We start from the raw sequence: 14,446 nt of genomic DNA, 5'->3' as shown, positions 1-14,446 counted from the left end.
GTTACTCGTCAGCGTCATCCGCTACTTCATCATCGGTGTCCGCTTCCGGGGCGATTTCATCATCCCCTTCCGCAACGCTGCCGTCGATAGAGTCGAGCTCTTCGTCATCCACCGGCTCAGCAACGCGTTGCAGACCGACGACGTTTTCATCTTCCGCAGTGCGGATGAGGATTACGCCCTGGGTGTTACGACCCACCACGCTGATCTCAGACACGCGGGTACGCACCAGCGTACCGGCATCGGTGATCATCATGATCTGGTCCGCGTCGTCCACCTGCACCGCGCCAACAACGGAACCGTTGCGCTCGGTCACTTTGATGGAGATAACGCCCTGCGTGCCGCGAGACTTGGTCGGGTATTCGCTTTCCGCCGTACGTTTACCGTAACCGTTCTGGGTGACGGTCAGGATTGCGCCTTCGCCACGAGGAACGATCAGGGAAACCACGCTGTCTTCACCCGCCAGCTTGATACCACGCACGCCGGTCGCCGTACGACCCATTGCGCGCACGGCGTTCTCTTTAAAGCGCACCACTTTACCGGCGGCAGAGAACAGCATGACTTCATCAGAACCGGAGGTCAGATCCACGCCGATCAGCTCATCGCCTTCGTTCAGGTTCACCGCGATGATCCCGGCAGAACGTGGACGGCTGAACTCGGTCAGCGCGGTTTTCTTCACGGTACCGCTCGCGGTCGCCATAAAGACGTTCACGCCCTCTTCGTACTCGCGTACCGGCAGAATAGCGGTGATACGTTCGTTCGCTTCCAGCGGCAGCAGATTGACGATAGGACGACCCCGCGCGCCACGGCTCGCTTCCGGCAGCTGATAGACTTTCATCCAGTACAGACGGCCCCGGCTGGAGAAGCAGAGGATCGTGTCGTGGGTGTTGGCCACCAGCAGACGGTCAATGAAGTCTTCTTCTTTAATACGCGCCGCAGATTTGCCTTTACCGCCACGACGCTGTGCTTCGTAGTCGGTCAACGGCTGATACTTCACGTAGCCCTGGTGAGACAGCGTCACTACCACGTCTTCGCGGTTGATCAGATCTTCAATGTTGATATCAGAGCTATTGGCTGTGATTTCGGTGCGACGCTCGTCGCCGAACTGATCGCGAACCAGCTCCAGCTCTTCACGGATCACTTCCATCAGGCGCTCTGCGCTACCCAGGATATGCAGCAGCTCGGCAATCTGCTCCAGCAGCTCTTTGTACTCGTCGAGCAGTTTTTCATGCTCAAGGCCGGTCAGTTTCTGCAAACGCAGATCCAGAATCGCCTGGGCCTGCTGTTCAGTCAGGTAGTACTGACCGTCACGCACGCCGAATTCCGGTTCCAGCCACTCAGGACGCGCAGCGTCATCACCGGCACGTTCCAGCATTGCCGCCACGTTGCCCAGATCCCATGGACGCGCAACCAGCGACGCCTTCGCTTCTGCCGGCGTCGGCGCACGGCGGATCAGCTCGATGATCGGGTCGATGTTCGCCAGCGCAACGGCCAGTGCTTCAAGGATATGGGCACGGTCGCGCGCTTTGCGCAGTTCGAAGATGGTACGACGGGTCACCACTTCACGGCGGTGACGCACGAACGCGCTCAGGATCTCTTTCAGGTTCATGATCTTCGGCTGGCCATGGTGCAGCGCAACCATGTTGATACCGAAGGAGACCTGAAGCTGAGTCTGGGAGTAAAGGTTGTTCAGCACAACTTCACCCACCGCGTCGCGCTTGATTTCAATCACGATGCGCATACCGTCTTTATCAGACTCGTCACGCAGCGCGCTGATGCCTTCAACGCGTTTTTCTTTTACCAGCTCGGCGATTTTTTCAATCAGTCGCGCTTTGTTCACCTGATACGGGATCTCGTGAACAATAATGGTTTCACGGCCGGTTTTAGCGTCCGCTTCCACTTCGGCGCGGGCACGGATGTAAATCTTGCCGCGACCGGTGCGGTACGCTTCTTCAATACCGCGACGGCCATTGATGATTGCCGCCGTCGGGAAGTCCGGGCCCGGGATGTGTTCCATCAGCCCTTCAATGCTGATGTCTTCATCGTCAATGTAGGCCAGGCAGCCGTTGATCACTTCCGTGATATTGTGCGGTGGAATGTTGGTTGCCATACCGACGGCGATACCGGACGAACCGTTCACCAGCAGGTTTGGGATCTTCGTTGGCATAACGTCAGGAATTTTTTCCGTGCCGTCGTAGTTATCAACGAAATCAACCGTCTCTTTTTCCAGGTCAGCCATCAGCTCATGGGCAATCTTCGCCAGACGGATTTCCGTATAACGCATTGCCGCGGCGGAGTCGCCGTCGATAGAACCAAAGTTACCCTGACCATCTACCAGCATGTAACGCAGCGAGAAGGGCTGCGCCATACGGACAATGGTGTCGTACACCGCGGAATCACCATGAGGATGGTATTTACCGATTACGTCACCAACGACACGGGCAGATTTTTTGTAGGCTTTATTCCAGTCATTGCCCAATACGTTCATGGCGTATAGTACGCGACGGTGTACCGGCTTCAGGCCATCGCGGACGTCCGGCAGCGCACGGCCAACAATGACCGACATCGCATAGTCCAGATAGGAGCTTTTCAGCTCTTCCTCGATGTTAACCGGTGTAATTTCTCTCGCAAGGTCGCTCATCTAACCGCTATCCCTCTACTGTATCCCGGATTCAAAGGTCGCAAATTATAACACAGCCGCGGTGATACAGGTAAACCTATACGCTTTATTCACAGGGATTGCCTGATATACTCATTTGTCTTGCTAAATAAGGAGTAAAAGCGCCCATGAATGCCGAAAAATCCCCGGTGGCTCACAACGTTGACCACGAAGAGATTGCCAAATTTGAAGCGGTGGCGTCCCGCTGGTGGGATCTCGAAGGTGAGTTCAAACCTCTGCATCGTATTAACCCGCTGCGTCTGGGCTATATCGCGGAGCGTTCCGGCGGTCTGTTCGGTAAGAAAGTGCTCGACGTCGGCTGCGGCGGCGGCATCCTGGCGGAAAGTATGGCGCGTGAAGGGGCCACCGTCACCGGTCTGGACATGGGCTTCGAACCTCTACAGGTTGCGCGTCTTCATGCGCTGGAGTCCGGCGTACAGGTAGAATATGTCCAGGAAACCGTGGAAGAGCACGCGGCAAAACATGCGCACCAGTATGACGTGGTGACCTGCATGGAGATGCTGGAGCACGTTCCCGATCCGCAGTCGGTGGTCAGCGCCTGTGCAAAACTGGTGAAACCGGGTGGACAGGTCTTCTTCTCGACCATCAACCGCAACGGCAAAGCCTGGCTGATGGCCGTGGTAGGCGCGGAATACGTGCTGCGCATGGTGCCGAAAGGGACGCACGACGTGAAGAAGTTCATCAAGCCTGCCGAACTGCTGGGCTGGGTTGACCAGACATGGCTTAAGGAGCAGCACATGACGGGCCTGCATTACAATCCGCTGACGGATAAATTCAAACTTGCCCCAGGTGTGGATGTTAACTATATGTTGCACACAACCGCCAAAAACGACTAACGTCATCCGTTATTCTTATAATGATTGCGCGACATCATGTTGCGCAATTCTGACCTCCCGTTGAAGAAATCAGCACTCGATCAAATTTTGAATTTTTTTTCTTAATTATTGACATCTCTTCCAGGCCTTACGGCACGAGGACTTAGCCTTTTTTACCCTTTCACAACCTCAATTTAACGTCAAAATCAACCCTTGTGCTGAAAAGATTCGATACTAGAATACTCACCATATAGCGTTCTTCTTATCGCAAAACCCCTATATGTAGTATTTATCCACAGAGTTAGTCACAAGACGGTTCTGTGGATAAGCGGGGGATATTTTTTTATTTCACGGACAGGTAAAAACCCACATGAATCAGAGTCTGCTGGTGACAAAGCGCGACGGTACCACCGAGCGTATCAATCTGGACAAAATCCATCGAGTTCTCGACTGGGCAGCAGAAGGACTGAACAACGTATCTATCTCCCAGGTTGAACTGCGTTCTCACATTCAGTTCTACGACGGCATCAAAACGTCTGATATCCACGAAACCATTATCAAAGCCGCGGCAGATCTGATCTCCCGCGACGCACCGGATTATCAGTACCTCGCTGCGCGTCTGGCGATTTTCCACCTGCGTAAAAAAGCCTACGGCCAGTTCGAGCCGCCGAAGCTTTACGATCACGTAGTGAAAATGGTCGAGCTGGGCAAATACGACACGCATCTGCTGGAAGACTATACGGAAGAAGAGTTCGAGCAGATGAACGGGTTTATCGATCACTGGCGCGACATGAACTTCTCCTACGCGGCGGTGAAGCAGCTCGAAGGTAAATACCTGGTTCAGAACCGTGTGACGGGCGAAATCTACGAGAGTGCCCAGTTCCTCTATATTCTGGTGGCCGCCTGCCTGTTCTCTAATTACCCGCGTGAAACCCGTCTGGACTACGTGAAGCGTTTCTACGATGCGGTCTCTACGTTCAAGATTTCTCTGCCTACGCCAATCATGTCTGGCGTGCGTACCCCTACCCGTCAGTTCAGCTCCTGCGTACTGATCGAGTGTGGTGACAGCCTGGATTCCATCAACGCGACCTCCAGCGCCATCGTGAAATACGTCTCCCAGCGTGCCGGTATCGGCATCAACGCCGGCCGTATCCGTGCACTGGGCAGCCCGATCCGCGGCGGTGAAGCGTTCCACACCGGCTGTATTCCGTTCTACAAGCACTTCCAGACGGCAGTAAAATCCTGCTCTCAGGGCGGCGTGCGTGGTGGTGCAGCGACCCTGTTCTACCCGATGTGGCACCTGGAAGTGGAAAGTCTGCTGGTTCTGAAGAACAACCGCGGCGTGGAAGGCAACCGCGTGCGTCACATGGACTACGGCGTGCAGATCAACAAGCTGATGTACACCCGTCTGCTGAAAGGGGAAGACATCACCCTGTTCAGCCCGTCCGACGTCCCGGGTCTGTACGACGCCTTCTTCGCCGATCAGGACGAGTTCGAGCGTCTGTACACCAAATATGAAAAAGACGACAGCATCCGCAAGCAGCGCGTGAAAGCGGTCGATCTGTTCTCCCTGATGATGCAGGAACGTGCTTCTACCGGCCGTATCTACATCCAGAACGTTGACCACTGCAACACCCACAGCCCGTTCGATCCGGTGGTTGCACCAGTGCGCCAGTCCAACCTGTGCCTGGAGATCGCCCTGCCGACTAAACCGCTGGAAGACGTGAACGACGAAAACGGTGAAATCGCGCTTTGTACGCTGTCCGCGTTCAACCTGGGTGCGATTAAGAGCCTGGACGAGCTGGAAGAGCTGGCGGTGCTGGCGGTTCGTGCGCTCGACGCCCTGCTGGATTACCAGGATTACCCAATCCCGGCGGCAAAACGCGGCGCAATGGGCCGTCGCACTTTAGGTATCGGCGTGATCAACTTCGCCTACTGGCTGGCGAAAAACGGCAAGCGTTACTCCGACGGCAGCGCCAACAATCTGACGCACCAGACGTTCGAAGCGATCCAATACTACCTGATGAAAGCCTCTAACGAGCTGGCGAAAGAGCAAGGCGCGTGCCCGTGGTTCAACGAAACCACCTTCGCGAAAGGCATTCTGCCGATCGACACCTACAAAAAAGACCTGGATGCGATCGTCAGCGAGCCGCTGCACCTCGACTGGGAAGGCCTGCGCGAGTCCATTAAAACTCACGGTCTGCGTAACTCCACGCTCTCTGCCCTGATGCCGTCCGAGACCTCTTCGCAGATCTCCAACGCCACCAACGGTATTGAGCCACCGCGCGGCCACGTCAGCATCAAAGCGTCGAAAGACGGCGTGCTGCGTCAGGTGGTGCCGGATTACGAAACGCTGGGTGACAACTACGAGCTGCTGTGGGAAATGCCAAACAACGACGGCTATCTGCAACTGGTGGGTATCATGCAGAAGTTTATCGACCAGTCGATCTCTGCCAATACCAACTACGACCCGACGCGCTTCCCGTCTGGCAAGGTTCCGATGCAGCAACTGCTGAAAGACCTGCTCACCGCCTACAAATTTGGCGTGAAAACGCTGTACTATCACAACACCCGTGATGGTGCGGAAGACGCCCAGGACGACCTGGTGCCGTCAATTCAGGACGATGGCTGCGAAAGCGGCGCATGTAAGATCTAAGCACTTCGCCGGGTGGCGCTACGCTTACCCGGCCTACGGTTTTGTAGGCCCGGCAAACGCAGTGCCGCCGGGCAATAAAATCTCAACAGGACTCACCGCAATGGCATATACCACCTTTTCACAGACGAAAAACGACCAGCTCAAAGAGCCGATGTTCTTCGGCCAGCCGGTCAACGTGGCACGCTACGATCAGCAAAAATATGACATCTTCGAAAAGCTGATTGAAAAGCAACTCTCCTTCTTCTGGCGTCCGGAAGAAGTTGACGTTTCCCGCGACCGTATCGATTTCCAGGCGCTGCCGGAACACGAAAAGCACATCTTCCTCAGCAACCTGAAGTACCAGACGCTGCTGGACTCCATTCAGGGCCGTAGTCCGAACGTGGCGCTGCTGCCGCTGATCTCGATTCCTGAGCTGGAAACCTGGGTAGAAACCTGGGCGTTCTCCGAGACGATCCACTCCCGCTCTTACACCCACATCATCCGCAACATCGTGAACGATCCGGCGGTGGTGTTTGACGATATCGTCACCAACGAGCAGATCCAGAAGCGCGCGGAAGGCATTGCGCACTACTACGACGAGCTGATCGAGATGACCAGCTACTGGCATCTGCTGGGCGAAGGCACGCATAACGTGAACGGCAAAACCATTACCGTAAACCTGCGGGCCCTGAAAAAGCAGCTGTACCTGTGCCTGATGAGCGTTAACGCGCTGGAAGCGATCCGCTTCTACGTGAGCTTCGCCTGCTCCTTCGCCTTTGCCGAGCGCAAGCTGATGGAAGGCAACGCCAAAATCATCCGCCTGATCGCCCGTGACGAAGCCCTGCATCTGACCGGGACTCAGCACATGCTGAACCTGCTGCGCAGCGGCGCGGACGACCCGGAAATGGCAGCGATTGCCGAAGAGTGCAAGCAGGAATGCTACGATCTGTTCGTGCTGGCCGCCCAGCAGGAGAAAGAGTGGGCAGACTACCTGTTCCGCGACGGCTCCATGATTGGCCTGAACAAAGACATTCTGTGCCAGTACGTGGAGTACATCACTAACATCCGCATGCAGGCTGTGGGGCTCGATCTGCCATTCCAGACGCGCTCTAACCCGATTCCGTGGATCAACACCTGGCTGGTGTCCGATAACGTGCAGGTTGCGCCGCAGGAAGTGGAAGTGAGTTCTTATCTGGTCGGTCAGATTGATTCTGAAGTCAACACCGACGACCTGAGCGATTTCCAGCTCTGATGAGCCGCGTAACGCTGAGCCTTTCTGGTACAGAGGTGTTGTGCCAGGAAGAGCACCCTTCTCTGCTGGTGGCGCTTGAAGCGCATCAGGTAGAAGTAGAGTACCAGTGTCGTGAAGGCTACTGCGGCTCCTGCCGCTGCCGTCTGGTCGCAGGCCAGGTAGACTGGCTGACCGAACCGCTGGCCTTTATCAGCGAAGGGGAAATTTTGCCCTGCTGCTGCCGGGCAAAAGGCGATATTGAGATCGAGATGTAATTATGTCGGGTGGCGCTTCGCTGACCCGACCTACAAAACCGCAGTTCGTAGGCCGGGTAAGGCGCATCCGCCACCCGGCAATTTCAGCGTTTATCCTTCAAAAAGCTCACCGCTTTATCCGGGAAATCCGTAAACAACCCGTCCACATCCGCCTGGTTATACAGCACGCCGTAAAGCTGATTCACGTCCGTCGCATACTCCGGAAGCTGGTCTGCGCGTACGGTATACGGATGCACCTGCATCTTGCTCGCATGCGCCTCTTTCACCATCGCCGTCAGCTTGACGTGACCCGGCGTTGAGCCTTCCGCCACCAGCATGTGGTAATCCGGCCCTATGCCGTCGGCGTACTGCGCAATCTGCTTCATCGCGCCCGGCTTAAACATCCAGTCGTAGCTGTAGTTCACCCACTTCCCGTCCGGCTGTTTTTCCTGGGTTTCATTCCAGTCGGTATACGCAATCAGCTGCACCAGATTGAGATCCATCCCCATTTTCGGCTCCAGCTCGGTTTTGATGCGCTTCAGTTCCGCGGCGTCGAAACATTGCAGGAAAACCTTATCCTGCTTGCTGGTGTAGCCGTACTTTTTCAGTACCTCCAGCGTCTTCGCGGCAATGTCCTTCCCTTCCTGATGGTGGAACCACGGCGCTTTGATTTCCGGGTAGATACCGATATTTTTGCCTGTCGAGTGGTTCAGCCCCTGAACAAACTCGATCTCCTCTTCGAAGGTGTGAATACGGAAGTCAGACTTGCCCATCGGGAAACGTCCCGGATAGACCTGCACCTTCTTACCGTTTTCAATCTCGAAGCCCTCGGTAAACTTCAGTGAGCGGATCTCCGCCAACGTGAAGTCGATGGCGTAGTAGCGACCATCTTTACGGGCGCGATCCGGGAAACGCTCCGCCACGTCCGTGACGCGGTCAAGATAGTGGTCATGCAGAACGACCAGCTGGTCGTCCTTCGTCATCACCAGATCCTGCTCCAGATAATCCGCGCCCTGGGCATAGGCCATCGCTTTTGCCGGCAGCGTATGCTCCGGCAGATAACCGCTGGCGCCACGGTGGGCGATCACGATCTTATCCGCCGCCAGCGCGGAGCCTGTCATCAGGCCCGCCAGCAGCAGGCCTGTCGCTAACTGAGTTAATTTCATCGCAATGCTCCTTATTGACGACGCGCCAGCACTTCGGCGTGGTGACGTTTTTCACCAATCATCACAACAACCAGCAGCAGAACAGCCAGCACGCTGCCGCCAATCATCACCATAAAGCCGCCGTCCCAGCCGAAGAAGTCGACGGTGTAACCGACGATGGCACTTGCCGCCACTGAACCGCCGAGGTAGCCAAACAGACCGGTAAAGCCTGCCGCCGTGCCTGCCGCTTTCTTCGGCGCCAGCTCCAGGGCATGCAGACCAATCAGCATCACCGGACCATAAATCAGGAAGCCGATGACGATCATACAGGCCATATCCACACCCGGATTACCCGGCGGGTTTAGCCAGTAAATGACCGTCGCGATGGTGACCAGCGTCATAAAGAACACGCCCGTCGCCCCACGGTTGCCCTTAAACACTTTGTCCGACATCCAGCCGCAGATCAGCGTGCCGGGAATGCCCGCGTATTCATACAGGAAATAGGCCCAGGAGGATTTATCCAGCGCGAAGTGCTTCACCTCTTTCAGGTAAGTCGGGGACCAGTCGAGGATACCGTAACGCAGCAGGTAGACAAATACGTTCGCCACCGCGATGTACCACAGCAGCTTGTTTGGCAGCACATACTTCATGAAGATCTGCTTTGCCGTCAGCTCTTCTTCGTGCTTCTCGCTGTAATCATCCGGGTAGTCGTTTTTGTACTCTTCAATCGGCGGCAGGCCGCAGGACTGTGGGGTGTCGCGCATCAGAGCGAAGGCGATAATCGCCACCAGAATGGCGCCAAAGGCTGGCATATAGAGCGCGGCATGCCAGTCGTTGAACCAGGCCATCCCCAGCAGGAACAGCAGCGGCGGAAGCCCGCCCCCGACGTTATGTGCGCAGTTCCACACAGATACAATTCCACCACGCTCTTTCTGTGACCACCAGTGAACCATGGTGCGTCCGCATGGCGGCCATCCCATCCCCTGGAACCAGCCGCAGAGGAACAGCAGCACGAACATGATGGCAATGCTGGAGGTCGCCCACGGCACAAAGCCCATGAACAGCATCACCGCGGCCGCTAGGATCAGGCCGGCGGGCAGGAACACGCGCGGATTCGAGCGATCCGACACCGACCCCATAATGAACTTCGAAAAACCGTACGCGATGGAGATCCCCGACAGCGCAAATCCCAGATCGCCGCGTGAGAAGCCCTGCTCCACCAGGTACGGCATGGCGAGCGCAAAGTTTTTACGTACCAGATAGTACGCCGCATACCCGAAGAAGATCCCGAGGAAGATTTGCCAACGCAGACGGCGGTAGAGAGGATCAATCTCTGCCTCTGGCAGTCGCGCCCGATGTGGCGCAGGTTTAAAGATACTGAGCATAACAGCCTCCGTGGCCTTTCAAAAAATGACCGGGCATCTCGCGCCCGGCTACAGAGGCGGCGATGTTAAGAAATCACGATGAATGTTACTGTGAATCAACGCACAGATTGTTACAGAAATATGACAGAATGCGCAAAAAAGCGCATGAAATCACGTTTCACTTTCGAATTTCGCGCGTTTATGTTCGAAATCAAACAAACCACACGATCAATGTGGCTAAATGCTAAAAAACGAACATAGAGGAAAGGCAATGACAATTCACGATCCAAGCTTCAGCGATGTGATTATCATTGGCGGTGGCGCGACGGGTGCCGGCATCGCACGCGACTGCGCCCTGCGGGGATTGAGCGTCACGCTTCTGGAACGCCACGATATCGCCACCGGCGCGACGGGACGTAATCACGGTCTGTTGCACAGCGGCGCCCGCTATGCGGTCACTGACGCTGAGTCAGCACGCGAGTGTATCGCTGAAAACCAGATCCTCAGGCGCATCGCCCGCCACTGCGTTGAACCGACCAACGGTCTTTTTATCACCCTTCCCGAAGATGATCTCGGCTTTCAGCAAACCTTTATCACCGCCTGCACGGCGGCAGGCATTCAGGCCGAGGCGATCGATCCTGCGCAGGCGCGCCGTCTTGAACCCTCGGTAAACCCGGCGTTACTGGGCGCGGTAAAAGTACCGGACGGAACCGTTGATCCTTTCCGCCTGACCGCCGCCAATATGCTCGACGCGCGGGAACATGGCGCCCAGATCCTGACCGGGCATCACGTCACCGGGCTTATTCGTGAAGGTAATACCGTGCGCGGAGTGCGCGTGTTTGATGCGCAGTACAACGAACACCGCGAGCTGTATGCCGCCGTCGTGGTCAACGCGGCGGGGATCTGGGGCCAGCGCATCGCGGAATACGCGGACCTGTCGGTGCGCATGTTCCCGGCGAAAGGCTCGCTGCTGATCCTCGACCACCGCATCAATAACCATGTCATCAACCGCTGCCGTAAACCGTCTGACGCCGATATCCTCGTGCCGGGGGACACCATTTCGTTAATCGGCACGACCTCAATGCATGTGGACTACAGCGAAATTGATTACAACCGCGTCACCGCTGAAGAGGTGGATATCCTGCTGCGCGAAGGGGAAAAGCTGGCCCCGGTGATGGCGCAGACGCGTATTCTGCGTGCCTACGCGGGCGTGCGTCCCCTCGTCGCCAGCGATAACGATCCGAGCGGGCGTAACGTCAGCCGCGGCATCGTGCTGCTCGATCACGCCGAACGCGACGGCATGGACGGGTTTATCACCATTACTGGCGGCAAGCTGATGACCTACCGGCTGATGGCCCAGTGGGCCACCGATGCCGTCTGCCGTAAGCTCGGCAACACCGCACCGTGCGTGACGGCGGAACAGGCTCTGCCCGGCTCGCAGCAATCGACAGAAAAAACGCTGCACAAAATCATTTCACTCCCTGCCCCGCTTCGCGGTTCGGCGATTTACCGTCACGGCGACCGCACCCCAACCTGGCTCGGTGAAGGGCGACTCAGCCGCAGCCTGGTGTGCGAATGCGAAGCCGTGACCGCAGGCGAGGTGCAGTATGCCGTGGAAAACCTGACGGTGAACAACCTGCTCGATTTACGCCGCCGCACGCGCGTCGGGATGGGCACCTGTCAGGGGGAGCTGTGCGCCTGCCGTGCCGCCGGGCTGCTGCAACGTTTTCACGCCACCACGTCAACCCAGTCGCTTGCCCAGCTCAGCGATTTTTTAAACGAGCGCTGGAAAGGCATTCAGCCCGTCGCCTGGGGCGATGCCCTGCGCGAAAGCGAGTTTACCCGCTGGGTCTATCAGGGGCTTTGCGGTCTGGAGAAGGAGCACAACCATGAAATTTGATACCGTGATTGTGGGTGGGGGACTGGCGGGCCTGCTGTGCGGCCTCAAACTGACGCAGCGGGGTCTGCGCTGCGCCATTGTCACTCGCGGTCAGAGTGCCCTGCACTTCTCTTCCGGCTCGCTGGATTTACTGGGCGCGCTATCGTTCGCCGATCTGCCGCCTGAACATCCCTACCGCCTGACGGGCGCAGAGAATATGGCCCGCTTTGCCTGCGAAACCGAACACCTGCTCACCACCTGCGGCGCACGCATGCAGGGTGACGCCGAGCAAAATCATCAGCGCGTCACGCCGCTCGGCACCCTGCGCGCCGCCTGGCTTAGCCCGGAAGAGGTGCCTGTCGCCCCCATCGCTGCCGAGCGCGTGCGGGTGGTGGGGATCAGCGGCTTCCTCGATTTCCAGCCGCATCTGGCCGCCGCGTCTCTCAGACAGCAGGGTGTTCAGGTGGATACGGCGGAGATTGATCTCCCCGAACTCGACGTGCTGCGCGAAAACCCCAGCGAGTTTCGTGCGGTGAACATTGCCCGCCTGCTGGATAATGAAAGTTACTGGCCGCAGCTGTACGCGGCGCTTCAACCGCTCGGCGAGACCTGCGACGCCCTGTTTATGCCCGCCTGTTTTGGCTTAACGGACAACCGGCTCTGGCGCTGGCTCTCGGCGCGCCTGCCCTGTACGCTCGGTTTACTGCCGACGCTCCCCCCTTCCGTGCCCGGCATTCGTCTGCACACCCAGCTTCAGCGTCAGTTTGTTGCCCAGGGTGGCGTCTGGATGGCAGGCGACGAGGTGAAAAAAATCACCCTGGCTGAGGGCGCGGTAAGCGAAATCTGGACCCGCAACCACGGCGACATCCCGCTTCGCGCACGCTTTACGGTGCTGGCAAGCGGCAGTTTCTTCAGTAACGGTCTGCTGAGCAGCCGGGATGGCGTGCGTGAGGCGATCCTCGGTCTGGACGTCCGGCAAAGCGCTTCCCGCGCGGACTGGTATCAAAGCGATTTCTTCACCCCGCAGCCCTGGCAGCAGTTCGGCGTGATCGTCGACAGCCAACTGCGCCCGCGGCTGGGCGGGGAACCGGTTGAAAATCTTTACGCCATCGGCTCGGTTCTGGGCGGGTACGATCCCGTGGCGCAGGGCTGCGGTGGCGGCGTCTGCGCCGTCACTGCGCTGCATGTCGCGGAGCAGATTATCCAGCGCAGGGAGGGAGCACAATGAACGACACCCGATTTGAAAGCTGTATCAAATGCACGGTCTGCACCACGGTTTGCCCGGTCAGCGGCGTCGATCCGCGCTATCCCGGCCCGAAACAGGCCGGTCCCGACGGGGAGCGTCTGCGCCTGAAGGATGGCGCGCTCTACGACGAGGCGCTGAAATACTGCATCAACTGCAAACGCTGCGAAGTTGCCTGCCCGTCGGACGTGAAAATAGGCGATATCATCCAGCGCGCCCGCGCCCGCTACAGTACGCAAAAACCGACGCTGCGTGACGCGATACTGAGCCACACCGATCTGATGGGTAGCCTCTCGACGCCTTTCGCGCCGGTCGTCAATGCCGCCACCGCCCTGAAGCCGGTGCGCAGGCTGCTGGATGCGACGCTCAAAATCGACCATCACCGCAGTCTGCCGAAATATTCTCACGGCACCTTCCGCCGCTGGTTTAAATCCGTGGCGGCAGAACAGGCGCAGTTCTCTGAGCAGGTCGCCTTCTTCCACGGCTGCTACGTGAACTACAACCATCCGCAGCTGGGGAAAGACCTGCTGAAAGTCCTGAACGCCATGGGAACGGGCGTTCAGCTGCTGAGCAAAGAAAAGTGCTGCGGCGTTCCGCTGATTGCCAACGGCTTCATCGACAAAGCGCGCAAGCAGGCGAGCAGCAACGTCACCTCTTTACGTGAGGCGATCGTCGACAAAGGGATACCGGTACTGGCGACGTCGTCAACCTGTACCTTCACGCTGCGCGATGAATATCCGCATCTGCTGGAGGTGGATAACACCGGCCTGCGCGAGCACATTGAGCTGGCGACCCGTTTTCTCTGGCGCAAACTGGACAGCGGGCAGACGTTACCGCTGGGCAAATTGCCGCTGAAGGTGGTGTATCACACGCCATGTCATATGGAGAAGATGGGCTGGTCGATCTATACGCTTGAGCTGCTGCGGCTGATCCCCGGGCTGGAGCTGACGGTGCTGGACTCACGCTGCTGCGGCATCGCAGGCACGTACGGCTTCAAGCGTGAAAACTACCCAACGTCACAGGCCATTGGCGCGCCGCTGTTCCGGCAGATTGAAGAGAGCGGCGCAGATATCGTGGTGACGGACTGCGAAACCTGCAAGTGGCAGATCGAGATGTCCACCAGCAAACGCTGTGAACATCCTATTACCTTGCTGGCAAAAGTGCTGGCGTAACCGTTGCCGGGGATACGGCCCCGGCACACTC

Annotated in this window: 10 protein-coding genes; 7 read left to right on the top strand and 3 right to left on the bottom strand. The window is 57.5% G+C overall.

Annotated features, from left to right (window positions below; translation table 11 throughout):
- Position 1: 1 nt before the first annotated feature.
- On the bottom strand, positions 2-2,638 hold the full coding sequence (gene gyrA, locus H2Z33_RS15965) for a DNA topoisomerase (ATP-hydrolyzing) subunit A (RefSeq protein ID WP_017693022.1): 2,637 nt from the start codon (positions 2,636-2,638) through the stop codon (positions 2-4).
- A 146-nt stretch (positions 2,639-2,784) separates the two neighbouring features.
- On the opposite strand from gyrA, the gene ubiG reads away from it, so the two are divergent.
- From ubiG to yfaE, 4 genes are all read left to right on the top strand, one after another.
- Complete coding sequence (gene ubiG / locus H2Z33_RS15960) at positions 2,785-3,513, top strand: bifunctional 2-polyprenyl-6-hydroxyphenol methylase/3-demethylubiquinol 3-O-methyltransferase UbiG (RefSeq protein WP_006811346.1); 729 nt, start codon at positions 2,785-2,787, stop codon at positions 3,511-3,513.
- A gap of 349 nt (positions 3,514-3,862) precedes the next feature.
- The gene (nrdA, locus tag H2Z33_RS15955; RefSeq protein WP_063134530.1) at positions 3,863-6,148 is read left to right on the top strand and encodes a class 1a ribonucleoside-diphosphate reductase subunit alpha; all 2,286 of its coding nucleotides are present in this window, start codon (positions 3,863-3,865) and stop codon (positions 6,146-6,148) included.
- 100 nt (positions 6,149-6,248) lie between these two features.
- A complete protein-coding gene (gene nrdB, locus H2Z33_RS15950; RefSeq protein WP_026080618.1) occupies positions 6,249-7,379 on the top strand; it encodes a class Ia ribonucleoside-diphosphate reductase subunit beta in 1,131 nt (376 codons plus the stop codon).
- Positions 7,379-7,633, top strand: a complete 255-nt coding sequence (yfaE, locus tag H2Z33_RS15945) for a class I ribonucleotide reductase maintenance protein YfaE (protein WP_003859419.1) — start codon at positions 7,379-7,381, stop codon at positions 7,631-7,633. The genes nrdB and yfaE overlap by 1 nt, the downstream gene beginning before the upstream one ends.
- 83 nt (positions 7,634-7,716) lie before the next feature.
- On the opposite strand, the gene glpQ is transcribed toward yfaE, so the two are convergent.
- Both glpQ and glpT read right to left on the bottom strand, forming a co-directional pair.
- Complete coding sequence (gene glpQ, locus H2Z33_RS15940) at positions 7,717-8,778, bottom strand: glycerophosphodiester phosphodiesterase (protein ID WP_048973469.1); 1,062 nt, start codon at positions 8,776-8,778, stop codon at positions 7,717-7,719.
- 11 nt (positions 8,779-8,789) lie between these two features.
- A complete protein-coding gene (gene glpT, locus H2Z33_RS15935; RefSeq protein WP_023295074.1) occupies positions 8,790-10,142 on the bottom strand; it encodes a glycerol-3-phosphate transporter in 1,353 nt (450 codons plus the stop codon).
- Positions 10,143-10,392: 250 nt separating this feature from the next.
- Here glpT and glpA point away from each other — a divergent pair, with 250 nt between their 5' ends.
- The 3 genes from glpA to glpC are packed head-to-tail and all read left to right on the top strand — an operon-like array spanning position 10,393 to position 14,415.
- Positions 10,393-12,021 (top strand): anaerobic glycerol-3-phosphate dehydrogenase subunit A, encoded by a 1,629-nt coding sequence (glpA, locus tag H2Z33_RS15930; protein WP_063134531.1) that lies wholly within the window; start codon positions 10,393-10,395, stop codon positions 12,019-12,021.
- Positions 12,011-13,228, top strand: a complete 1,218-nt coding sequence (gene glpB / locus H2Z33_RS15925; protein WP_032648937.1) for a glycerol-3-phosphate dehydrogenase subunit GlpB — start codon at positions 12,011-12,013, stop codon at positions 13,226-13,228. The genes glpA and glpB overlap by 11 nt, the downstream gene beginning before the upstream one ends.
- A complete protein-coding gene (glpC, locus tag H2Z33_RS15920) occupies positions 13,225-14,415 on the top strand; it encodes an anaerobic glycerol-3-phosphate dehydrogenase subunit GlpC (protein ID WP_063134532.1) in 1,191 nt (396 codons plus the stop codon). The genes glpB and glpC overlap by 4 nt, the downstream gene beginning before the upstream one ends.
- The last annotated feature ends 31 nt before the right edge of the window (positions 14,416-14,446 follow it).

This window comes from Enterobacter sp. YSU (genome assembly GCF_016082135.1).
GTDB lineage: Bacteria > Pseudomonadota > Gammaproteobacteria > Enterobacterales > Enterobacteriaceae > Enterobacter > Enterobacter hormaechei_C.
The sequence above is the reverse complement of the archived record's forward strand: the minus strand, read 5'-3'. Positions and strand labels throughout refer to the sequence as shown.